16 protein-coding genes and 1 pseudogene are annotated in these 23,687 nt (G+C 63.7%); 10 read left to right on the top strand and 7 right to left on the bottom strand.

The genetic code is table 11. The features are described 5' to 3' along the window. The first annotated feature begins 753 nt into the window (after positions 1-753). Both JMY28_RS38955 and JMY28_RS18105 read left to right on the top strand, forming a co-directional pair. Positions 754-855 (top strand): transposase, encoded by a 102-nt coding sequence (locus JMY28_RS38955; RefSeq protein ID WP_236596910.1) that lies wholly within the window; start codon positions 754-756, stop codon positions 853-855. A 370-nt stretch (positions 856-1,225) separates the two neighbouring features. Further along, positions 1,226-1,486 (top strand): hypothetical protein, encoded by a 261-nt coding sequence (locus JMY28_RS18105; protein ID WP_201697272.1) that lies wholly within the window; start codon positions 1,226-1,228, stop codon positions 1,484-1,486. Here JMY28_RS18105 and JMY28_RS18100 read toward each other — a convergent pair. Beyond that, a complete protein-coding gene (locus JMY28_RS18100) occupies positions 1,483-2,190 on the bottom strand; it encodes an aspartate/glutamate racemase family protein (protein WP_201697271.1) in 708 nt (235 codons plus the stop codon). The two genes, JMY28_RS18105 and JMY28_RS18100, sit on opposite strands and share 4 nt — an antisense overlap. A gap of 141 nt (positions 2,191-2,331) precedes the next feature. Between JMY28_RS18100 and JMY28_RS39635 the strand changes: the two are divergent. Beyond that, a pseudogene (locus JMY28_RS39635) lies at positions 2,332-2,588 on the top strand (DNA polymerase IV); the annotation flags it as partial. 154 nt (positions 2,589-2,742) lie between these two features. Beyond that, the gene (locus tag JMY28_RS18095) at positions 2,743-4,029 is read left to right on the top strand and encodes an amidohydrolase family protein (protein WP_201697270.1); all 1,287 of its coding nucleotides are present in this window, start codon (positions 2,743-2,745) and stop codon (positions 4,027-4,029) included. 83 nt (positions 4,030-4,112) lie between these two features. Here the strand turns inward: JMY28_RS18095 and JMY28_RS18090 are convergent, their stop codons facing one another. The 4 genes from JMY28_RS18090 to fixL form a co-directional block, all read right to left on the bottom strand. Then, on the bottom strand, positions 4,113-6,212 hold the full coding sequence (locus tag JMY28_RS18090) for a M3 family metallopeptidase (protein ID WP_201697269.1): 2,100 nt from the start codon (positions 6,210-6,212) through the stop codon (positions 4,113-4,115). Between the two features lie 250 nt (positions 6,213-6,462). Continuing rightward, complete coding sequence (folD, locus tag JMY28_RS18085; protein WP_201697268.1) at positions 6,463-7,317, bottom strand: bifunctional methylenetetrahydrofolate dehydrogenase/methenyltetrahydrofolate cyclohydrolase FolD; 855 nt, start codon at positions 7,315-7,317, stop codon at positions 6,463-6,465. A gap of 241 nt (positions 7,318-7,558) precedes the next feature. Further along, entirely contained in the window at positions 7,559-8,206 is a 648-nt protein-coding gene (gene fixJ / locus JMY28_RS18080) for an oxygen response regulator transcription factor FixJ (RefSeq protein WP_201697267.1), read from the bottom strand. Further along, positions 8,203-10,716, bottom strand: coding sequence for an oxygen sensor histidine kinase FixL (gene fixL, locus JMY28_RS18075; protein ID WP_201697266.1), 2,514 nt, complete (start codon positions 10,714-10,716; stop codon positions 8,203-8,205). The genes fixJ and fixL overlap by 4 nt, the downstream gene beginning before the upstream one ends. Before the next feature lie 294 nt (positions 10,717-11,010). Here fixL and aceE point away from each other — a divergent pair, with 294 nt between their 5' ends. From aceE to lpdA, 3 genes are all read left to right on the top strand, one after another. Continuing rightward, positions 11,011-13,707: a pyruvate dehydrogenase (acetyl-transferring), homodimeric type gene (gene aceE, locus JMY28_RS18070; RefSeq protein ID WP_201697265.1), complete on the top strand. Its 2,697-nt coding sequence runs from the start codon at positions 11,011-11,013 to the stop codon at positions 13,705-13,707. Positions 13,708-13,785: 78 nt separating this feature from the next. Then, positions 13,786-15,453 carry a dihydrolipoyllysine-residue acetyltransferase gene (gene aceF / locus JMY28_RS18065; RefSeq protein WP_201697264.1) on the top strand — a complete coding sequence of 556 codons (1,668 nt, stop codon included), beginning with the start codon at positions 13,786-13,788 and terminating at the stop codon, positions 15,451-15,453. A 95-nt stretch (positions 15,454-15,548) separates the two neighbouring features. Continuing rightward, positions 15,549-17,318, top strand: coding sequence for a dihydrolipoyl dehydrogenase (lpdA, locus tag JMY28_RS18060; RefSeq protein ID WP_201697263.1), 1,770 nt, complete (start codon positions 15,549-15,551; stop codon positions 17,316-17,318). A gap of 243 nt (positions 17,319-17,561) precedes the next feature. Here the strand turns inward: lpdA and JMY28_RS18055 are convergent, their stop codons facing one another. Continuing rightward, positions 17,562-18,131 (bottom strand): phasin family protein, encoded by a 570-nt coding sequence (locus JMY28_RS18055; RefSeq protein WP_201697262.1) that lies wholly within the window; start codon positions 18,129-18,131, stop codon positions 17,562-17,564. A gap of 715 nt (positions 18,132-18,846) precedes the next feature. On the opposite strand from JMY28_RS18055, the gene pbpG reads away from it, so the two are divergent. Further along, positions 18,847-20,031: a D-alanyl-D-alanine endopeptidase gene (gene pbpG, locus JMY28_RS18050; RefSeq protein WP_201697261.1), complete on the top strand. Its 1,185-nt coding sequence runs from the start codon at positions 18,847-18,849 to the stop codon at positions 20,029-20,031. 332 nt (positions 20,032-20,363) lie between these two features. On the opposite strand, the gene JMY28_RS18045 is transcribed toward pbpG, so the two are convergent. Next, positions 20,364-21,164, bottom strand: coding sequence for an IclR family transcriptional regulator (locus tag JMY28_RS18045; protein WP_201697260.1), 801 nt, complete (start codon positions 21,162-21,164; stop codon positions 20,364-20,366). A gap of 190 nt (positions 21,165-21,354) precedes the next feature. Here JMY28_RS18045 and JMY28_RS18040 point away from each other — a divergent pair, with 190 nt between their 5' ends. After that, on the top strand, positions 21,355-22,077 hold the full coding sequence (locus JMY28_RS18040; RefSeq protein ID WP_201697259.1) for a (Fe-S)-binding protein: 723 nt from the start codon (positions 21,355-21,357) through the stop codon (positions 22,075-22,077). Between the two features lie 88 nt (positions 22,078-22,165). Then, positions 22,166-23,644, top strand: a complete 1,479-nt coding sequence (locus JMY28_RS18035; protein ID WP_201697258.1) for a lactate utilization protein B — start codon at positions 22,166-22,168, stop codon at positions 23,642-23,644. Positions 23,645-23,687: the final 43 nt, after the last annotated feature.

Genomic DNA, 23,687 nt, shown 5'->3' with positions numbered 1-23,687 from the left:
GCACGTGCAAGCTGCTGCGGGTGGGTCGCGACGATGCGCACTTCGCTTGCGGCACCCATCTTCTCGGTTGCCTTGAACGACACCACCGAGAGCGCTGCCGCGGCGGGCGTACCTGGCATGTCCAGGTGAAACGCCTGCCTTCCCGGGATGGCAAGCAACACGTCTTGCAGGTCTGCCACAGGCCTGGCCTCCTTGCTGATTGTCGTGGGAGACGCGGCCTGGTGCGTTAGGACTGCAAAGGGTAGAGAGGCCGCGGCGTGGGGCTCATGCAGCCCAACCCGCTTTCTACGTCTGCCGCAATCCCGCCTCAATAGGCTCCGGTCAGAAAATTGCAACGGCTTGACGGGCCGCAACATTGCCAGCGGTGTGCGTACACCGTGTGTACCCGAGTCGCACCGTACAACCGGCTAATTCTGAGGGATGTCGACTGCAAACCCGGCGCGGTTCGGTTTGCATTTTCCGGGTCGTCCCGCTCAGCCCAAGCCACTCGATGCGAGCGGCCTGGGCGTGATGGTTGGGCGACGCTGGCATTCGTGATCGACTGCCAAACACGGGAACTGCTCGGCTGGCATTTGTTACGCAGAGGTAAGGGCCAGCACGCCCGGTTCGGAACGCTCGGACGGGTGCCGAGACCCGTTCCTGCTGAGAAGTCACAACGGGCGGGTCGTCACGAGCCGAGATTACGCGGCCTTGGTACGCGGCTACGGTTTGCGCCGGGAGTTCATCACGCCTCACTGCCCGCAACAGAACGGGATGGTTGAGCGTGTGATTCGCACGCTCAAGGAGCAATGCGTGCATCGCCATCGCTTCGAGAAGCTGCAGCGCGCCAACGGCGTGATTGCTGACTGGATCTAGTTCTACAGCCATCGACGGTTCCATCGAGCGATGAAGATGAAAACCCGGCTGAAGCATTCGCTTTAGCCGCTTAACCTGTGCAGGTTTCGCCGGGTCATTACAATGACTTGCACCCGGAGAGGCAAGTTGAACGAGGGTGGAATTCGCCTGCTTATCCAATATTGTCCGCTTCTGACGCCGCACAACCGTTGCATCGGCCACGACTAATCTAGTAGTTAGCGGCAACGTCAAGAATTGCCAGGCACGTCAACAGCCGGAAACCACAGACGTTAGCTCAACAGACCGCTACCTTTGCCATCTCGGCGCGGTCGTCGTTGTTGGCTAACGTCCTGGGATGCAACTGCGTCCCGCTCTTTTCTGAAGCAAACACGTGAAGCTCTTTTCCCTCGCTGCCGAGTCGGCAGGTCTTGCACTGCGCTGCGTCGCAACCGCATTTGCCGCGCCGTCTTCCCAGTATCCGAATCTCGAAGCTCCGCAACAACTGATCGATCAGAGTAGCTCGCATATCGACGCTGCGCGCAAGAGTAATCACGGCCAGTTTGGCGGCCACGCAGAGCACGCCTTGCAACTGCTGCAGCAGGCCAAGGACGACCTGCGCGAGGCAGCCGTCTACAACGAACGCCATCGCTAAGCGTCTGTCTGGCTTCCAATCGCCCAATCCACCGCAGCCTGCGCATGCAACGCGGTGGTGTCGAACACCGGCAGCGTCGAATCCTTCTGGCCAATCAGCAGCGTGATTTCCGTGCAACCGAGAATGACCGCTTGCGCGCCGCGTGCCGCGAGGTCTTCGATCACGCGCTGATACACACCGCGCGATTGCGCATCCACATTGCCGTGACACAGCTCGTCGTAGATGATGCGGTGCACGTCCGCGCGATCGTGTTCGTTCGGCACGATCGCTTCGATGCCATGTGCCTCGCGCAATCGTCCCACGTAGAAGTCCTGTTCCATCGTGTAGCGCGTGCCGAGCAGGCCTGCTCGCGTGAAGCCTGAGGCGCGCAACGCCTGGCCGGTCGGGTCCGCGATATGCAGAAAGGGGATCGAGATCGTCGCCTCGATCGCCGCGCGCACGCGGTGCATCGTGTTCGTCGCGAGCAGCACGATGTCGGCGCCCCCGCGTTCGAGCTGTTGCGCGGCCTCGGCCATCTGCACGCCTAGCGCGTCCCAGTCGCCCGCGCGCTGGAGTGCTTCGACCTGCGCGAAGTCCACCGTCACCATCAGACTGCGCGCATTGTGATGACCGCCCAGGCGCGCCTTCGCGTGACGGTTCAGCAGCCGGTAATACTCGGCGGACGATTCCCAGCTCATCCCACCAATCACGCCAATAGTTTTCATCGATACGTTCCTCATTCTCGTGGACTGTTCAGTCCGCACGAGTATAGGCCCGCGCAGCCGGCAGTACAGAGACGGTATGGCCGATCCGAGGCGGTACGGAAGCAGATAAAGGGCACGGACACTTGTCTGGAAAATAGCACTATGTGTTTGCACAGTATCGGGACCGTGACCGCGCCTTCTCCTGACCTCGCGCCGCCGGCAGCGCCTGATGTCGGGCACTCTGCCGCCGCACTTGCCACCGCCGCTCGCAAGATCATCCATCGCGACTGCTTCTACGCGTCGGTTGAAATGCGCGGCGCTTCGGCATTCATTCGGCGATGTCGTAGGCGATCGCCATGCGCAAATGTCCCAAACTGCTGATCCTGCCCACCGCGATGGAGAAGTACCCTACCTCGACGACGATCCCGCGGAAGACGACGGCCCGATCGCGTTCGTGTGACGACTTCGCGTGGACGCGGGCCACGCCGCTGGCGGCGGCATTCTGGCGCCGATAGAATCGACGCGAGTCAAAACGATAGCGACACGCCACCACGCCAGAACAAGGAGCCGCAAATGGACCTGATCATTCGCCGCGCGGTGCTCGCGCATGCGCATCCCGCTGGGTATCCCACGGTGGATATCGGCATCGAGGCCGGGCTTATTACCGCCGTGGAACCGCATCTTGCGACGGCGGCGCGCGAGGAGGTCGATGCTGAGGGTGCGCTCGTGAGCGCGCCGTTCGTCGACGCGCATTTCCACATGGACGCCACGCTCTCATATGGCTTGCCGCGCGTGAATGCGTCGGGCACGCTGCTGGAGGGCATCGCGCTGTGGGGCGAGCTCAAGCCGCATCTCACGCAGGAGGCGCTCGTCGAGCGCGCGCTTCAGTACTGCGACTGGGCCGTCGCGCGCGGGCTGCTCGCAATGCGCTCGCATGTCGATGTGTGCGACGCGCGATTGCTCGCGGTCGAAGCGCTGCTCGAAGTGAAGCGCCGTGTCGCGCCGTATCTCGATCTCCAGCTCGTGGCGTTTCCGCAGGATGGCGTTTTGCGTAGCCCCGGTGCATTCGACAATCTCAAGCGCGCGATCGCGATGGGTGTCGACGTGGTGGGTGGCATTCCCCACTTCGAGCGCACGATGGCAGAGGGTGCCGAATCGGTGCGCCTGCTCTGCGAGTTCGCTGCCGAAAAGGGCCTGCGCGTGGACATGCATTGCGACGAATCCGACGACCCGCTTTCGCGCCACATCGAAACGCTCGCGGCGCAAACGCAGCGCCTCGGCATGCACGGGCGCGTGGCCGGCTCGCATCTCACGTCGATGCATTCGATGGACAACTACTACGTGAGCAAGCTGATTCCGCTCATGCGCGAATCCGGTGTCGCAGCGATCGCGAATCCGCTCATCAACATCACGCTGCAAGGGCGCGCCGATACCTATCCGAAGCGGCGCGGCATGACGCGCGTGCCTGAGTTGATGGCGGCGGGCGTGAGCGTCGCGTTCGGCCACGATTGCGTGATGGACCCGTGGTACAGCTTCGGTTCGGGCGACATGCTCGAAGTCGCGCATATGGGCCTGCACGTCGCGCAGATGACGGGCACCGACGCTTCGCGCGCCTGCTTCGACGCAGTGACCGTGAATGCCGCGGCGATCCTCGGCCTCGAAGGCTATGGCGTTGCGCCCGGTTGCGCGGCGAACCTCGTGGTGCTCGACGCGCGCGATCCTATCGAAGCGATCCGGCTGCGCGCAGCGCGGCTTGCGGTCGTGAGCCGGGGCAGGGTGGTGAGCCGGCAACCCGCGCAGCGCGCGGCGCTTTCGCTCGAAGGGCGGCCCGAAAGCGTCGATTTCAAGCTGCATCGATAAAACGGGCGGCAATAAAAAACCGCGCATGGGTTGCACACCCATGCGCGGTTTTAGTTCGGATCGCTTACGAGCGTGTCACAGGGTCATTGCTGTGCCGGCGGCTGCTCCATGCCGTTGTGACGCAGCAGCGCGTCAATGTTCGGCTCGCGGCCGCGGAAAGCCTTGAACGACTCCATCGCCGGACGGCTGCCGCCCACTTCCAGAATTTCCTTGCGGTAGCGCGTGCCGGTCGCTTCGTCGAGCACGCTCGACTTCGCGGCTTGCGCGGCTTCCTCGAAGGCCGCGTAAGCGTCGGCGGAAAGCACTTCGGCCCACTTGTAGCTGTAATAGCCAGCCGCGTAGCCGCCCGCGAAGATGTGGCTGAACGTGTTCGGCCAACGCGAGAAGGAAGTCTGCGGGATGACGTGATAGCGCTCGTTGATCTCGCGTGCCAGGTCGTTCGCGCTCTTGCCCTTCGAAGCGTCGAAGTCGACGTGCAGCGCCATGTCGAACATCGAGAACACGATCTGGCGCAGCGTGCCGAGACCGCTCTGGAAGTTCTTTGCGGCGAGCATCTTGTCGAAGAGTTCGCGCGGCAGCGGCTTCGCGGTTTCGACGTGCGAGCTCATTTCGCGCACCACGTCCCATTCCCAGCAGAAGTTCTCCATGAACTGCGAGGGCAGTTCGACAGCGTCCCACTCCACGCCGTTGATGCCCGATACGCCCAACTCGTCCACACGCGTGAGCATGTGGTGCAGGCCGTGGCCGAACTCATGGAAGAGCGTGATGACTTCGTCGTGCGTGAAGCACGCGGGGCGGCCGCCCACCGGGGCGGAGAAGTTGCACGTGAGATACGCGACGGGCGTTTGCACGCCGTTGCCTTCGAGCTTGCGGCGCGAGCGCGCGTCGTCCATCCATGCGCCGCCGCGCTTGCCTTCGCGCGCGTACAGGTCGAGATAGAACTGCGCGACGAGCGTGCCGTCCGCGTTTTCCACGCGGAAGAAACGCACATCGGGATTCCACACCGGCGCGCTGTCCGGGCGGATACGCACGCCGAACAGCGTTTCCGTGACCTTGAAAAGGCCCTGCAGCACGAAGTCTTCCGGGAAGTACTGCTTCACCTCGTTCTCCGAGAACGAGTAGCGCTTCTGGCGCAGGCGCTCGGCGGCGAACGCCATGTCCCACGGTTCGATCTGCGCGAGGCCCAGTTCGGTCGCGGCAAAATCGCGCAGTTCTTCCCAGTCTTTTTCGGCGTGCGGGCGGGCGCGCGTGGCGAGGTCTTCGAGGAAGCTCATCACCTGAGCAGGCGTTTCCGCCATCTTCGGCGTGAGCGAGACTTCGGCGAAGTTGTTGTAGCCGAGCATCTTCGCTTCTTCGGCGCGCAGCTTCAGTTGCTCCTCGATGATCGCCGTGTTGTCCCATTCGGCCTGGCCGCCGCCGTAGACGGGACCAAGCTCGGAAGCGCGCGTGACGTACGCGCGGTACATCGTCTCCCGCATCGCGCGGTTTTCCGAGTACTGGAGCACCGGGAAATACGAGGGGAAGTGCAGCGTGAACTTCCAGCCTTCCTTGTTCTCGCGCTCGGCGGCTTCGCGCGCGGCGGCGATCACGTCTTCGGGCAGGCCCACGAGTTCAGCTTCGTTCTTCGCGAAGAACGCGAAGCCATTGGTCGCGTCAAGCACGTGGTCGGAGAAGGCTTTGGCGAGCGCGGCCTGGCGCTCCTGCAGTTCGGCGAAGCGCGGCTTCTGTGCTTCGGGCAGTTCCGCGCCCGAGAGGCGGAAGTCGCGCAGCGAGTTGTCGAGGATCTTCTTGCGCTCGCCCGAGAGCAGTTCGAACGAGTTGTGATTCGTGATGGCCTTGTACTTCTTGAAGAGCTCGAGATTCTGGCCGACGCTCGACCAGAATTCGGTCACGCGCGGCAGGTTCTCGCCGTGAGCGGCGCGCAGTTCGGGCGTGTCAGCGACGGCGTTCAGGTGACCGACCACGCCCCAGGCGCGCGAAAGCGGCTCGCTGGCGCGCTCGACCGGCTCGACCACGTCGCTCCATTGCGAGGGCGTCATGGGTTGTGCGGCGCGCTCGACCGCGGCCTTCGCGTTCGCGAGCAGCACGTCGAGCGCGGGTGTCACATGCTCGGGGCGGATTTCGCCAAAGCGCGGCAGGCCGGTGAAATCGAGGAGCGGATTGTCGGAGGGGGTAGTAGCCATGATGCTTCCTGTTCCTGTCTGTCGCGGGTTAGGGGATCGGGGCGCAGCATGCGCGCGCATGCCCGATATTTCGGTTATTGGGGCGCCAAGCGTGCTTTCCAACCGGGTTATCCGAGCAAATTAACAGATGTGACGCAACGGCGGCGAAATCCCTGCCCGCGTGGCGCGCGCGGGCGGCGCCGCAAAAAGAAAGCGGCCCGTGATGGGCCGCTTCGAGAATGCCATGCCGCGACGCGTGGTCGCGCAGTGCTTACGCTGCCGCCGCGCGCTCCGCCGCTTCGATCGTGTTCACGAGCAGCATGGTGATGGTCATTGGGCCGACGCCGCCCGGCACCGGCGTGATGAAGCCGGCCACGTCTTTCAGGCCCGCGAAATCGACGTCGCCGCAGAGCTTGCCGTTGTCGTCGCGGTTCATGCCCACGTCGATCACGGTCGCGCCGGGCTTGATCATGTCGGCGGTCAGCACGTTGCGCTTGCCCACCGCGGCGACCACGATATCGGCGTCGCGCGTGTGCTTCGCGAGGTCGCGCGTCTTGCTGTGGCAGATCGTGACCGTCGCACCCTTTTCGAGCAACAGCAGCGCCATCGGCTTGCCGACGATGTTCGATCGGCCGATCACCACGGCGCTCGCGCCTTCGAGCGGGATTTTGTATTCCTCGAACATCTTCATCACGCCATAGGGCGTGCAGGGGCGAAAGAGCGGCTGGCCCGTCATAAGCGCGCCCGCGTTGGCGACGTGAAAGCCGTCCACGTCCTTCTCGGGCGCGATCGCCTCGATCACCTTGTGGCTGTCGATGTGTTTGGGCAGCGGCAGTTGCACGAGAATGCCGTTGATCTTCGGGTCGCGGTTCAGTTCGTCGATGCGCTTGAGCAGGTCGGCTTCGGAAAGCGACGCGGGGTAGCGGTCGTACGACGAGTAGAGGCCGTTGTCTTCGCAGGCCTTGATCTTGTTGCGCACATAGACTTCGCTCGCCGGATTGTCGCCGACCAGCACGACGGCGAGTCCCGGCTGATGGCCGCGCGCGGTGAGGGCGGCGGCGCGCGTGGCGACTTCGGCGCGCAGTTTCTTGGAGAGGGCGTTGCCGTCGATGATAGTGGCAGTCATGGTCGGTCGAGGTCGAGAGTGGGCGATGCGGGGCACGTATGGGCGCTGGCGTGCGTGGGCGCGGGTAGGGTGCGCCCGAGCGGCATAGGGCGGGCGCCATTCGAAGGGCGACATTATACCCGCGCGGCGGGCGCGCTCCGGCCTGAACGGACGATGGGCGAGGGAAGGGAGTCGCGGTGAGACGCCGCGGGCTGCATACGCGCACCTTGGCGCGCGCGGATGCAGCCCGGGAAAGATGCGCTTACTGCTGCGCCTGTTGCGGCTTGTTGGAGAGGGCGAGACGCAGCAGGTCGGCGACCGTGTTGACGTTGAGCTTCTCCATGATGTTGGCGCGGTGCGCCTCCACCGTCTTGATGCTGATGCCGAGGTCGTCGGCGATCTGCTTGTTCAGGCGACCCGCGATGATGCGCTCGAGCACCTGATGTTCGCGCGCCGTGAGCTTGCCGAGGCGCTCGGCGGTGGCGCGCTGTTGCTGCACGTTGGTGCTTTCGTTGCGCGCCTTGTCGAGCATGCGCTCGACGAGCTTACGCAACTCGGCTTCGTCGAAGGGCTTCTCGATGAAGTCCATCGCTCCCTTCTTCATGGTCGAGACGGCCATGGGCACGTCGCCGTGGCCCGTCACGAAGATGATCGGCAGCGAGGCGTTTTCCGCGATCAGACGTTCCTGCAGTTCGAGGCCGCTCATGCCCGACATGCGCACGTCCAGAATCAGGCAGGCGATTTGCCCGGCCTGCTGCGCCGGCTGGTAGCCCTCGAGGAACTCCTCCGCGCTGTTGAAGCACTGAACGCGATAGCCGTTCGCTTCGAGGAGCCAACGCAGGGAGTCGCGTACGGCCTCGTCGTCATCGACAACAAAGACGGTTTCCTGGGTGGTGACTGGGCTGTTCATGACTCTCCCGTAACGGTTTGTGGAGTCGGTTCGTCGGTGTTCCGCGAGGGGGTATCCGATTCGCCGATGGGCAGACTGCAATGGAACGTAGCGCCGCTGATGTGGCCGTCGGACTCGACGTTGTTGACCACCCAGAGACGCCCGCGGTGCGATTCGATGATGGAACGGCAAATGTTCAGGCCCATGCCCATGCCGTCCGACTTGGTGCTGTAGAAGGGCTCGAAGAGGCGCTCGGCCGTGGCTTCGTCGACGCCCGGGCCCTGATCGACGACGCTGATGCACACGTTGCCGCCTTCGCGCTTCACGATCACGCGGATCACCGGGTCGATCGCATTCGGGCGCGCTTCAGCCATGGCTTCTGCCGCGTTCTTCAGCAGATTGACGAGGACCTGTTCGATCAGCACCGGATCGACGTAAATCACGGGCATGCGCGAGCGCATGTCGGTCACGATGCGAATGCGGCGCTTGCGCGCCTCGATCTCGGCGAGACCCACCGCATCGGCGACGATGTCGGCCACGCGTGTGGCCTGGCGCTTGGGTTCAGAGCGCTTCACGAACTCGCGGATGCGCTTGATGATCATGCCCGCGCGTACGGCCTGCTGGGCCGTTTTCTCGAGCACGGGCAGCAGGTTGTCAGGTGCGGCGCGGCCCGACTTCACGAGCGCGACGGTGCCCGAGGCATAGTTGTTGATCGCGGCGAGCGGCTGGTTCAGTTCGTGCGCGAGCGACGACGCCATTTCGCCCATCGTCATCAGGCGGCTCGTGAACTGGAGCTTTTCGTCCTGCTGGCGGGCCAGTTCCTGCGCCTGCTTGCGCGTGGTGATGTCGGTTGCGATCTGCATCTGAGCGAGGTGGCCGTCCACCCACTGGATGTACTGACGGCGCACTTCGAACCACTTCTGGATGCTCTCGACGTAGACCTCCTGGGCGTCCGCCGTGCTCTCGGTGAGCGCGGTGGCGGGCAGGCCGGCGAAGGCGTCGACCATGTCGATCGAGTCCGAAGAGGCGCTTGCCGAATCGAAGCCGCCGCCGCCCGCGAGTTCCAGATGGCCGTCCGGGCGGATGCCGAACAGGTGGCGGTAGTAGCGGTTTGCAAACAGCAGTTCGGCTTCGTCGGCGGCGAGCACCGAAACGGCGGCGTCGAGGCTTTCCAGCACCGTGGTGAAGCGCTCGTGCGCGGCGGCGAGCTCTTCGCGTGCGCGCTTGGGCTCGGTGATGTCGGTCATCGACGACATCCAGCCGGTCTGGCGGCCCGAGCTGTCGATGAGCGGCGAGACATAAAGGCGCGCGTGGAATTGCGAACCGTCCTTGCGGCGTACGCGCAGCTCGAACCCCGAAGAAGGCGCCTTGCCGCGCAGCGTCATGTCGAGCTGGCGCTGCATTTCGGGGTACGCGTCACGTGGCCAGTAGGGGAACGGCGCGTTCTTGCCCACGAGGTCGCTTTCGTCCCAGCCGGTCATGCGGCAGAACGCCGGGTTCACGTGCGTGATGCGCCCGTGCATGTCGAGCACACGCATGCCGATCAGCACCGAATTTTCCATCGCGCGCCGGAAGAACGCTTCCGCGTAGAGCGCCTGCTGCGCCTCGAAACGCTGGCGCGTGTGCTTCCACAGGCTCCAGAGACTCCACAGCACGAAGCACGACAGACCGGCGACCAGCCACACGAGCGTGTTGTTCGTGAAGTTGGTCATCTGCGGGTACGAGTACACGCGCACCGAAACGCCCTGGCCCGGCGGGTCGAGCGGCAGGTCGTAGTAGACGTCGCGCGGCAGGCGCGGACGCGTCGAGGTGGTGGCGAGCTCGCGGTTGTTCGCGTCGAGAATCGAGATCTTGTACTTGGCCGACAGCTCGGGCGGGATGTCGTGCTTCAGGATGCCTTCGACCGAGAACACGGCCGCGATCGAACCAAGAAATTCCCGATCGCGGTATACCGGCGTTTGGAGCGTGATGTAGCCATTACCGACGTCGTCGTAAATGAGCGGCGAATAGACCTGGCGGCGCGTGGCGCGCGCCTCGGCGAAAGCGGCCTTCACGGCCTCGTCCATTTGCGCGTCGTTGGGTTTAGCGAGGCGCTGGCCGAATACCGGCATCGCCGTGTTGGGCCAGCGCGGCTCCTCCTGGCTCGTGTACCAGTTGAGATAGAGGATCTCAGGATGGCCCTGCATGATGTCCGTGGTGGACGTCTGGAAATACTGCGGATCGGCGTGGCCCGCGGCCAGGTCGCGAGCCAGCGCCTGCAGCTGCTCCTGGGCGCCTGTCATGGAAAGCCGGATTTGCTGCTGGGCCCACGCCACATTGCGGTAGAGCGTGTCTTCCTGCTGCTGTTGCTCGCGGCGGTTCAGGCTCCACAAGATCAGGCTCATGACGATCAAAAACACGAGGATCGACAGGAGCGGCGTCAGCAAATAGGAATTCGACCACCAGGGTCCGTGGTGCCAGCGAGATGGCGACGACTCGCCGGGCGTTCCGGGCGGCCGCGCCGAGCGTGCGAAAAGCCGTTCGGTCAACATGGCAAGGATTGTAGCGCAGCGTAAGACACGGAAATGCCGCGAAAAAAGCCGTAAATCGCAGACAAACGGGCGCAAACTGGCCGTTATCGGCTCAGGGGCACGAACGATTAAGCGTGCGCTGCAACAATTTTTCGCATTATAAAATCGCATCTCGCAATTCGAAAATTTTGTTGCGCGATGGTCAGGGGGTCATTACAATCGCCCCGAAGCTGCTGCGGTTGGCCCGGTCACGTCTTAAGCGTCGCCGCCCGCATGGTCCGATCAACAGCGTTCCCCTACATCCAGGAGACGAGCATGTCCGCTGTACCCGACGAAGTCCTCAAGTACGTTGCCGCCGACAAGGACGAGGATCCTCAGGAAACTGCCGAATGGCTCGAAGCGCTCGACGGCGTCATTTCGACTGTCGGTCCTGATCGCGCCCACTACCTGATCGAAAAGCAGATCGAATTCGCCCGCGTGCACGGCGAGCATCTGCCGTTCTCGGCCAACACGCCGTACATCAACACGATCCCCGTCGCCAACCAGGCCAAGAATCCGGGCGACCAGGACATCGAACACCGCATCCGCTCGTACACGCGCTGGAACGCCATGGCCATGGTGCTGCGCGCGGGCAAGCACACGAACGTGGGCGGCCATATCGCCTCGTTCGCATCGGCGGCCACGCTTTACGACGTCGGCTACAACCACTTCTGGCGCGCGCCCTCGGCTGAGCATGGCGGCGACCTCGTGTTCGTGCAGGGTCACTCGTCGCCGGGCGTCTACTCGCGCGCGTTCCTGCTCGGCCGTCTGACCGAGAAGCAACTCGATAACTTCCGCCAGGAAGTGGGCGGCGAGGGCATCTCGTCGTACCCGCACCCGTGGCTGATGCCTGACTTCTGGCAGTTCCCGACCGTCTCGATGGGTCTCGGCCCGATCATGGCGATCTACCAGGCACGCTTCATGAAGTACCTGCAGGCGCGCGGCATCGCGAAGACCGACGGCCGCAAGGTCTGGGCCTTCCTCGGCGACGGCGAAACGGATGAGCCGGAATCGCTCGGCGCGATCGGCATGGCCGGCCGCGAGCGTCTGGACAACCTCGTGTTCGTCATCAACTGCAATCTGCAGCGCCTGGACGGTCCGGTGCGCGGCAACGGCAAGATCATCCAGGAACTCGAAAGCGAGTTCCGCGGCGCCGGCTGGAACGTCGTCAAGGTCATCTGGGGCAGCCGCTGGGACGCGCTCTTCGTACGCGACAAGACGGGCGCGCTCATGCGCCGCATGATGGAAGTGGTCGATGGCGAGTACCAGACGTACAAGTCGGAGTCGGGCGCGTTCGTGCGCGAGCACTTCTTCAACACGCCTGAACTGAAGGCGCTGGTCGCCGACTGGTCCGACGACGACATCTGGAACCTGAACCGCGGCGGCCACGACCCGCACAAGATCTACGCGGCGTTCCACGAAGCATCGAACTCGAAGGGTCAACCGACCGTCATCCTCGCGAAGACGATCAAGGGCTACGGCATGGGCGAAGCCGGCCAGGCCATGAACATCACCCACCAGCAGAAGAAGATGCAGGTGGATCAGCTCAAGAAGTTCCGCGACCAGTTCCGTCTGCCGATCAGCGACGAGCAGATCGTCGATGTGCCGTACCTCACGTTCGAGGAAGGCTCGAAGGAACTCGAGTACATGCGCCAGAAGCGCATGGACCTGGGCGGCTACCTCCCGGCTCGCCGCCAGAAGGCCGAGTCGCTGCCGGTGCCGGCGCTCGACGCGTTCGAGCCGCTGCTCAAGGGCACGGGCGAAGGCCGCGAGATCTCCACGACGATGGCGTTCGTGCGGATCCTGAACATCCTGCTGAAGGACAAGGCGCTCGGCAAACGCGTCGTGCCGATCGTGCCGGACGAGTCGCGTACCTTCGGTATGGAAGGCCTGTTCCGCCAGATCGGTATCTGGAATCAGCAAGGCCAGAAATACGTGCCGGAAGACTCCGACCAGTTGATGTTCTACAGGGAATCGGAAACCGGCCAGATCCTGCAGGAAGGCATCAACGAAGCCGGCGGCATGTCGGACTGGATCGCAGCTGCGACGTCGTACTCGACGCACGGCGAGATCATGATCCCGTTCTACATCTTCTACTCGATGTTCGGTTTCCAGCGTATCGGCGACCTGGCATGGGCCGCGGGCGACATGCGCTCGCGCGGCTTCCTGCTGGGCGGCACCGCTGGCCGCACGACGCTCAACGGCGAAGGTCTGCAGCACGAAGACGGCCACTCGCTCCTGTGGGCGGCTTCGGTGCCGAACTGCGTGAGCTACGACCCGACGTTCGGCTATGAACTCGCGGTCATCATGCAAGACGGTCTGCGCCGCATGGTGCAGGACCAGGAAGACGTGTTCTATTACGTCACGGTGATGAACGAGAACTACGAGCACCCGGCGATTCCGCAGGGTGAGAGCGTGGCGGCCGACATCATCAAGGGCATGTATGCGTTCCGCAAGGGCGACGCGAACGCCAAGGCGCCGCGCGTGCAACTCATGGGCGCGGGCACGATCTTCAACGAAGTGATCGCTGCGGCCGACCTGCTGAAGAACGACTGGGGCGTCGAAGCCGACCTCTGGAGCGTGCCGAGCTTCACCGAACTCGCACGTGAAGGTCACGAAGTCGAGCGCTGGAACCTGCTGCACCCGAGTGAGCCGCGCCGCGAATCACACGTCGAGAAGCTGCTCAAGGACACGCAAGGTCCGGTCATCGCTTCGACCGACTACGTGCGTGCGCTGGTCGACCAGATCCGTGGTCTCGTGCCGCGCAAGTTCGTGGTGCTCGGCACCGACGGCTTCGGCCGCTCGGATACGCGTGAAAAGCTGCGTCACTTCTTCGAAGTCGATCGTTACTGGACCACGGTTGCGGCGCTGGGCGCGCTTGCGGACGAAGGCAAGATCGAGCGTAAGCTGGTTGGCGAGGCGATCGCCAAGTACAACCTCGATCCGTCCAAACCCAACCCGATGACCGTCTAATCCATCACCCCTGTGCGTGGCATGTGCGCCTCCCCGAAGCGGGGAGGCGTGTCGTATGCGGCCCCGGAGACACTAACAATGAGTCAAGCGATCGAAGTCAAGGTGCCGGACATCGGCGATTACAAGGACATTCCTGTAATCGAGGTGCTGGTGAAGGCGGGCGATACCGTCGAAAAAGAGCAGTCCCTCGTCACGCTCGAGTCGGACAAGGCGACCATGGACGTGCCGAGCCCGGCGTCGGGCACGGTCAAGGAAGTGAAGGTCAAGGTGGGCGACAACGTGTCGGAAGGCTCGCTCGTGCTGGTGCTGGACGGTGCCGGCGCAGCCGCGGCGCCTGCCGCTGCCGCGCCCGCCGCGAAGGCGGAGAAGGCCGCTCCTGCCGCTGCGCCCGCGCAAGCGGCGGCTCCCGCCCCGGCTGCAGCGCCTGCGGCGAGCGGCGGCGTGCAGTCCGTCAAGGTCCCCGATATCGGCGACTACAAGGACGTACCGGTCATCGAGATCGGCGTGAAAGTGGGCGACCGCGTCGAGAAGGAGCAGTCGCTCGTTACGCTCGAGTCGGATAAGGCGACCATGGACGTGCCGAGCCCGGTGGCGGGCGTCGTCAAGGAAATCAAGGTCAAGGTCGGCGACAACGTGTCGGAAGGCACCGAGATCGTCGTTCTCGAAGCGGAAGGCGCCGCGGCTCCTGCCGCCGCACCGGCTGCGAAGCACATCGAAGAACCGTCGGACGCACCGCAGCAAGAGCCGGCCAAGCCAGCGGCCGCCGCGCCGTCGGCACTCGCGCAGGCGCCGATCATTCCGGCAGGCGAAGGCGGCACGCGCCGTCCGAGCCATGCATCGCCGTCCGTGCGCAAGTTCGCGCGCGAACTTGGCGTGGACGTTGGCCGCGTGACGGGCTCGGGTCCCAAGGGCCGCATCACGCAGGACGACGTCACCGCGTTCGTGAAGGGCGTGATGACGGGCGCGCTCGCGGCTCCTGCTGCTGCCGCAGCGCCGGCAGGTGGCGGCGCGGGCCTGAACCTGCTGCCGTGGCCGAAGGTCGACTTCACGAAGTTCGGCCCGATCGATACGCAACCGCTCTCGCGCATCAAGAAGATCTCGGGCGCGAACCTGCACCGCAACTGGGTCATGATCCCGCACGTCACGAACAACGACGAAGCGGACATCACCGACCTCGAAGCGCTGCGCGTGCAGCTGAACAAGGAGAACGAGAAGGCGGGCGTGAAGTTCACGATGCTCGCGTTCGTCATCAAGGCCTGCGTCGCCGCGCTCAAGAAGTTCCCGGCGTTCAACGCGAGCCTCGACGGCGACAACCTCGTCTTCAAGCAGTACTACCACATCGGTTTCGCCGCCGACACGCCGAACGGCCTCGTCGTCCCGGTGATCCGCGACGCGGACAAGAAGGGTCTTGCCGACATCGCGAAGGAAATGGCCGAGCTCTCGAAGCTCGCGCGCGAAGGCAAGCTCAAGCCGGACCAGATGCAAGGCGGCTGCTTCTCGATCTCGTCGCTCGGCGGCATCGGCGGCACGCACTTCACGCCGATCATCAACGCACCGGAAGTGGCGATCCTCGGCTTGTCGAAGAGCGCGATGAAGCCGGTGTGGGACGGCAAGCAGTTCGTGCCGCGCCTCACGCTGCCGCTGTCGCTCTCGTACGATCACCGCGTGATCGACGGTGCAGCTGCCGCGCGCTTCAACGCGTACCTCGCTTCGATCCTCGGCGATTTCCGCCGCGTGATTCTGTAAAACCGATTTGACCGGCTCGCGCCGCCGCGCCGCACGTTCATAACGTGTGCGCCGCGGCTGGCGCGGCCGGTCATCCTTTAGGGGTAGGGGACACCATGAGTCTCGTCGAAGTGAAAGTGCCGGACATCGGCGACTTCAAGGACATCGACGTCATCGAAGTCAACATCAAGGCGGGCGATGTCATCGAGAAGGAGCAGACGCTGCTCTCGCTCGAGTCGGACAAGGCCACGATGGAAGTGCCCAGCGACGTCGCGGGCACCGTCAAGGAAGTGAAGCTCAAGGCCGGCGACAAGGCTTCGCAAGGCACGGTGATCGCGCTGGTCGAAGCGGCCGTTGGCGCGGCCGCGCCCACGCCGAAGGCCGAAGCGCCCAAGGCCGCTGAAGCGCCGAAGGCAGCCGAAGCACCGAAGGCCACAGCGCCTGCACCGCAAGCCGGCAGCTTCAGCGGTAGCGCCGACGTCGAATGCGACATGCTCGTGCTCGGCGCGGGCCCCGGTGGCTACTCGGCAGCGTTCCGCTCCGCCGACCTCGGCATGAAGACCGTGCTGGTCGAGCGTTATGCGACGCTTGGCGGCGTGTGTCTGAACGTCGGCTGCATTCCGTCGAAGGCGCTCTTGCACACGGCGCTCGTGATCGACGAAGCCGCAGCGCTCGGCTCGCACGGCATCACGTTCGGCAAGCCGCAGATCGATCTCGACAAGCTGCGCGACTTCAAGTCGGGCGTCGTCAAGAAGCTCACGGGTGGTCTCGCCGGCATGGCGAAGGCGCGCAAGGTCGAAGTCGTGACGGGCGTGGGCACGTTCCTCGATCCGAACCATATGGAAGTGGCGGGTGAGGGCGGCAAGAAGATCGTCAAGTTCAAGCAGGCGATCATCGCTGCCGGTTCGCAGGCTGTGAAGCTGCCGTTCATGCCGGAAGATCCGCGCGTGGTCGATTCGACCGGCGCACTGGAACTGCGTCAGATTCCGCAGAAGATGCTCGTGATCGGCGGCGGCATCATCGGTCTGGAAATGGCCACCGTCTACGCGACGCTTGGCTCGCAGATCGACGTCGTCGAAATGCTCGACGGCCTGATGGCCGGCGCCGACCGCGATCTCGTGAAGGTCTGGGAGAAGTACAACGCGAAGCGCTTCGCGAACGTCATGCTCAAGACCAAGACCACGAAGGCCGAGGCGAAGGACGACGGCATTTACGTGTCGTTCGAAGGCGAGAAGGCGCCGGCCGAAGCGCAGCGCTACGACCTCGTGCTGGTCGCCGTGGGCCGCTCGCCCAACGGCAAGAAGATCGGCGCGGACAAGGCCGGCGTAGCGGTGACGGATCGCGGCTTCATCGAAGTCGACAAGCAGATGCGCACCAACGTGCCGCACATCTTCGCGATCGGCGACGTGGTCGGCCAGCCGATGCTCGCGCACAAGGCCGTGCATGAAGGCCACGTGGCGGCGGAAGCGGCGCACGGCGAAAAGGCATACTTCGACGCGCTGCAGATTCCGTCTGTGGCCTACACGGATCCGGAAGTGGCGTGGGCCGGCAAGACCGAGGACCAGTGCAAGGCCGAAGGCATCAAGTACGGCAAGGCCGTATTCCCGTGGGCCGCTTCGGGCCGCGCGATCGCCAACGGCCGCGACGAGGGCTTCACGAAGCTGATCTTCGACGAAGAGACGCATCGCGTGATCGGCGGCGGTATCGTCGGCCTGAACGCGGGCGACCTCATCAGCGAAGTGTGCCTCGCCGTGGAAATGGGCGCGGACGCGACCGACATCGGCAAGACGATCCACCCGCACCCGACGCTGGGCGAGTCGATCGGCATGGCGGCCGAGTTGTACGAGGGCGTCTGTACTGACCTGCCGCCGCAGAAGAAGAAGTAAGTTCGTGCCGCGCCGCTCGTTGCGGCGGCGCGCATGAAGAAACGGCGCACTCCGTGAGGAGTGCGCCGTTTGCATTTGGGGTAACGCTCGGTGCTGCGGGGTGCTACGAGAGGCGCCGGAGCGTAAAAAAGATTCCCGGTCGGTGACCGGGCAAGTGACATGCCGGGCGGCATGCCGGAGCGTTCAGGTCCGGCGCCCGGTGCGCCGCTGCTTCAGCGCACGCACCGGCTCACTCTACAACGTTCAGACCTTCTTGGCCGAAGCGGCAGCCGAGCGCGACGCCTGGGCGGCAGCCTTGCTCGCAGCAGCGGTGGCGGCGTTGAAGTTGCTTTCCGCCATTTCCACGGCTTGCTTCGTGGCCTTGTGGACCGTTTCGTAGGTCGTGTTCGCGGCGTTGATGGCCGACTTGATCACGGCAACTGCGGTTTCCGAGCCAGCCGGTGCGTTCTTCGCGACGTTGTCGACGAGCGATTGAACCTTGCGGTTCTGCTCTTCGTAGTGGGCTTCGGCGACCTTCGCAAACTCAGCCTGGGTGGCCGAGGCGATTTCATACACATGACGGCCATACGACAGCAGCTTTTCGGTCAGCGGCTGGGCATAGCTCGTTTGCAGGGCCAGGAATTCCTGCGCGTCCTTCACCGACAGTGCGCGCTGGGCGTGTTCCTGCGATTCCGCCAGATTCGAGCGGACGGCCTGAAGATTCAATTCGACGAGCTTTTCCACGCCTTCGAATGCCTTGCCGGTGAGGCCGAACAGGGTTTCGAGGTTGGCTTTCTGGGCAGCGGCGAATTGCTCAGGGGTCAGCAGACTCATGTTTACGCTCCTGTATGTCGGCGGCCTTCGTGGGTCGCCTGAAGTAAGTGGCACGGCGCTGGTGCTCTGTCACTCGCTTTGTGCGTCGCAACATTGACTCGATTTTAGGATGCTGCGGAAGAAAGTCAAGGCCTTTTGGTGCGTCGCACAATCTCGATAATTTATTATTAAACAGTCACTTATGCCTCGCGCATGGAGCGACTGCGACAACTGCGCCGATGCCCCAAGGCGCGGGGCTCCAGGCTAGTTGAGGAAGGCGGCGCGCAGGGTGGGACAAGCGCAGAAACGCGGCTTCTGGCAAGATGCGGCATGGGTCATATGAACGCGCCTGTGGGATTTCACCTGGGTGCGTACACCGAATTCCTACATGGAACGTTAATGATCCATTGCGGTCGAACGCGCGTCGCGCGGCACGGCGGCACTGGTGGTCAGACAATCTCACCCGTATTTTCCTCAGTTCAAGTTCCGCACGACGAACGCCGTTAACGCAGCAAGCGCACTGTGCGTGCGCCGCAAACGTTGTCAGCAAGCGGCGTCGTGGCGAGAGGAACGGCTTGGCAATTGTCTGGCTCCATCGAATGCGGGAAGTGCATTGGCTAGCTCAATCGGAGGTCATACTTCGGTTTAATGAGCGCCGATAAGTGCTTCAATTTGCGAATTTTTCGTGGTTTTACTACACTTGGCGAACGATCCCGCCGCTCCATCAAGAACACCAATGAAATCCGACAAGCTCCTGTCGTTCTCACTGATGCCGTCGTCGGTTATCAGCACCGCGTTGTCGGTTGCTGTTTCCGTCGCGATCAGTGCGACGCTCGTGGCGCCTGAGGGCGCCTTTGCTGCGTCGCAAGACGCTGCACCGGCCAAAACGGCCAAGGCGAAAAAGGCCACCAAGAAGGTTGCGAAGGCCGAGCCGGAAACGGCGAAGGCCACCAAAAAGGCGGGCGCAACCCGTACCGTCGCCGCGAACGACGACGATGCGCGTGTGGTGGTGAAAAAGCGCCGCGTCACCTATACGATGAACGGCCGCCATCATTCGGCGGTGCGCCGCGTCGCGTTCGAACCGCGCCAGCCGACCGTCGGTCAGGCGTTTGGTTTGCACGAGACGCCCGACTCGCTGATGCTGCGCTCGGGCGTTGCGTACGTGGTCGACCAGAACTCGCTCGAGCCGCTGTTCGACAAGAACTCGCACGCCGTCGTGCCGATCGCCTCGATCTCGAAGCTCATGACCGCGATGGTCGTGCTCGACTCGAAGGAGTCGCTCTCGGAATCGATCGAAGTCACGGACGAAGACCGCGATTACGAGAAGAACACGGGCTCGCGTCTTTCAGTGGGTTCGGTGCTCTCTCGCGAGGACATGCTGCACATCGCGTTGATGGCGTCGGAAAACCGCGCGGCGGCGGCGCTCTCGCGCTATTACCCGGGCGGCCGACCGGCGTTCATCGCGGCAATGAACGCGAAGGCGAAGCAACTCGGCATGACCGATACGCACTTCGAGAATTCCACGGGCCTCACGAGCCACAACGTCTCGACCGCGCGTGACCTCGTGAAGATGGTGAACGCGGCCTACCAGTACCCGATGATTCGCCAGTTCTCGACCGACCGCAGCTACGACGTGTTCACGGGCAAGCGCAATCTCGCCTACAACAGCACGAATGCGCTGGTTCGCAATGCGTCGTGGGACATCGGCCTGCAGAAGACGGGCTTCATCAACGAAGCGGGCGAGTGCCTTGTCATGCAGACGACGATTCACAATCGTCCGGTGATCATGGTCCTGCTCGATTCGAGCGGCAAGTACTCGCGCTTCGCGGATGCAACGCGCGTGCGCACGTGGCTCGACAATGGCGGCGCCGACCAGCAGCCGCGCATTACGAGCGCCGACGCGGGCGGCCCCGGCACCTGATCCCCGCCTTTTCGGATTTGCCCGACAAACGCCTCGCAACTGCGGGGCGTTTTGCTTTCTGGTGCGTGCCGCTCGTCCTATGACGAACGGCAGAATGTCTCGTCGTTCGCTTCGTCGGCAATATTGTGAAGGGGCGCGAGGGATACAGCATCGACTCGGCGCTGCTGGAAACGGCGCGAACGGCAAGGCAGGTGAATCTGGCAAAAGAAGCTCGCCACCTCGACACGAAGCCGAGGCGGAAACTCGATGAGCCGGTGGCGTGAGGCAGGTGGCGAGCAAAAAAAAAGCGGAGGGCACGCCTCCGCTCTTCTTGATTCTGCTTCGCCCTGATTTCACGCAGGCTGCACGTTGCCTTCAGCGGGCTCCGAATGGTACCCCAGCGACTCCGAAATCGTGAGCGCGGTCTTGCTCAACTGGCCGAGCCACGAATCCTGCAGGCGGTCCGCGGGTGCCGAGAGCGAAAGGCCCGCCACGAGTTTGCCGGTGTCGTCGTAGATGCCGGCGGCGATGCAGCGCACGCCAAGTTCGAGCTCTTCGTTGTCGCGTGCGCAGAATTGCTGGCGGACGTGGGCGAGTTCGCGCTCGAGCCGTCCGAGGTCGGTGATGCTGTTGCGCGTGTGGCCCGAAAGGCCGGTGCGCGTGGCGTAGGCGCGCACGCGGTTCGCTTCGTCGGCGGCGAGAAAGAGCTTGCCGACCGAAGTGAGGTGCAGCGGGGCCCGGCCGCCAATGGCGCGCACCACCTGCATGCCCGAGCGCTCGGAATAGGCGCGTTCGATATAGACGATTTCGTCGCCCTGGCGCACGGAGAGGTTGACGGTCTGGCCCGTGAGGCGGTGCAGTTCGCGCATTGGCGTGAGCGCCGCGTCGCGCACGGAAAGGCGCGCTTTCACGAGGTTGCCGAGTTCGAGCAGCCGCATGCCAAGCCGGTAGGTGCCAGGATCGGAGCGGTCGACGAGACGGCAGCTCACCATATCGTTCAGGATGCGATGTGCAGTCGAAGGGTGCAGTTCGGTGCGTAGCGCCAGTTCCTTCAGGCTGACAGGGTCGCTGTGCGCGGCCAGCGCGTCCAGCAGGCGCATCATGCGCTCGATCACCTGAATCGAGGTCTTCGGATCTGGATGGGTGTCGCTCATGGGTTCAGATTCGGTGGACACTTGAGGCGGAAAGGGCATTGTATCTCGTATTGTGAAAAAAGTAAGCGGTAGGACGGAGGTTTGCGCTGCGCTGCGGCATCTCGCACGGCGGGTGAGGGTGATGCAGACCCGCGTTGGTCGTGGCGACGAAACAGCGGATAATCGGGGACGGTTTTAACGAGGAGTCCCCATGCGAGTCGGTTTGTTCGTCACGTGCCTCATTGACACGATGCGTCCGGAAATTGGCTTTTCGACGCTCAAATTGCTCGAAGAGGCAGGCTATGAAGTCGTCGTGCCGCCTGCGCAAACCTGCTGTGGCCAGCCGGCCTACAACTCGGGCGAGCGTGCGCTTGCGCGTGATCTCGCGGAAAAGACGCTGCGCGAGTTCGAGCAGTTCGACTATCTCGTCGTCCCATCGGGGTCTTGCGGCGGCATGATCCGTGTGCACTACGGTGATCTGTTTCGCGACGATCCGGAATTGATGGCGCGCTACGGCAAGTTACGCGAGCGCGTCTACGAACTCACGGAATTCCTCGCCAACGTCGCAAAGGTCACGCTGCCGCAAGGGGAGTTCAGCGGGCCGGTGACTTATCACGATTCGTGCTCAGGTCTGCGCGAACTTGGCGTGAAGGCGCAACCGCGCGCACTGCTCGCCCAGCGCGGCGTCGAAGTGCATGAGATGAAGGACTGCGAGCATTGCTGTGGCTTCGGCGGCACCTTTGCCGTGAAGTACGGTGACATCTCGACGGCCATTGCAGACGAAAAATGCGCAAATGTACAGGCGAGCGGGACGGGTGCCGTGGTACTCGGCGACCTCGGCTGCATGCTGAACATCGAAGGCCGCCTGCGTCGCACCGGCGACACCACCACGCGCGTGTTGCACATCGCGCAGGTGCTGGCAGGCGATATGTGATGTGCCGCTGCTTGCCGTCGCTCCTGGTGCCCGGAACGCACGAATAGCCTGGACCTCGCCGAACACCGCACAACATCGCCCACACGCCATGCAAGTCCAATCGATGCAGTTCAAGGCGCGCGCCGGTCAGAAGCTGGCCGATCAGCGTCTGCAGCAGAATCTCAAGAAACTTTCGACCAAGTTCGTTTCGGCGCGCGCCGAGGCGATCACCGCGATCGATTTCCCCGCTACGCGCGCGGCGCTCAAGGCGCGTCGCAACCGTGCGCTCGAGAATCTCGATGTCTGGCTCGAGCAGTTCGAAACCGAGGCAACGCGGCGCGGAGTGACCGTGCTCTACGCGCAAACGGCGCAAGACGCTGCAAAGCTGGTCGCGGACATCGCGCGGCGCCACGACGTGCACAAGGTCATCAAGACCAAGTCGATGGTTTCGGAGGAAATGCGGCTCAATACGGTGCTCGCGGAAATGGGCGTGCAGTCCATCGAGACCGATCTGGGCGAGTACATCCTGCAGATCAACGACAACGAGCCGCCGAGCCACATCATTGCGCCTGTCGTCCACAAGGACAAGGACGAGATCGCCGATCTCTTCGCGAAGACGCATGGCAAGCCACGCCTGACCGAAATTCCCGATATGACGCGTGAGGCGCGTGAAGTCCTGCGCCCGCATTTTCTCTCGGCGGATATGGGCGTGACGGGCGGCAACTTCCTCGTGGCGGAAACGGGTTCGGTCGTTCTGGTGACCAACGAGGGCAACGAGGGCATGTGCACGGTGATGCCGCGGGTGCATGTGGCGGTAACGGGCATCGAGAAGGTGCTGCCTACGCTCGAAGACCTCGCCACCGCCATGCGTCTGTTGCCGCGTTCGGCGACGGGGCAGGCCACGTCGAACTACTTCTCGGTTCTGACGGGCCCGCGCGGACCTGAGGATCAGGACGGTCCGCAGCACATGTACGTCGTGCTCGTGGACGGCGGCCGCACTGGGCTGATCGGTGGCGAATTCCAGGAGATGCTGCGCTGCATCCGTTGCGGGGCATGCATGAATCACTGCCCGGTCTATCAGAAGGTGGGCGGGCATGCCTATGGCTGGGTCTACCCGGGGCCAATGGGCTCCGTGCTCACGCCAAGCTATGTTGGCATCGAAAAGACGCTCGATCTCCCGCAGGCCGCTACGCTCTGCGGCGAGTGCAATAGCGTCTGCCCAGTGGGAATTCCGCTTTCGGACTTGCTGCGCAAACTGCGCGAGAAGCAGGCAGAGCGGCATCTACGCCCCTGGCGCGAGCGCGCGGCGCTCGCCGCGTGGGGCTGGCTCGCGCTGCATCCAACGGCCTACGCGTTGCTCACCAAACTCGGTGTGCGGATCCTGGAGCGCATGGGCGGGCAGGCCAGGCTCATTCGCAAGATGCCGTTCGCGCGCGGCTGGACCAACGGGCGCGACATGCCCGCGCCGGTCGGCCGCACGTTTCGCGAGTTGTACGCGGGGCGCGGCACACGCATCTGGACGCGACAAAGCGCGCCGAACAGGCCTGACGCGCACCCATCGGTCAAGTTCAGGTCGCCGACTATTTAAGCTGGCGCAACAGTGTGTTCGTCCGGACCGGGTTTTTCCTGAT

Origin of the sequence: Paraburkholderia hiiakae (genome assembly GCF_904848665.1) — a bacterium.
Taxonomy (GTDB): domain Bacteria; phylum Pseudomonadota; class Gammaproteobacteria; order Burkholderiales; family Burkholderiaceae; genus Paraburkholderia; species Paraburkholderia hiiakae.
This window is presented reverse-complemented; position numbering and strand designations above follow the sequence as displayed.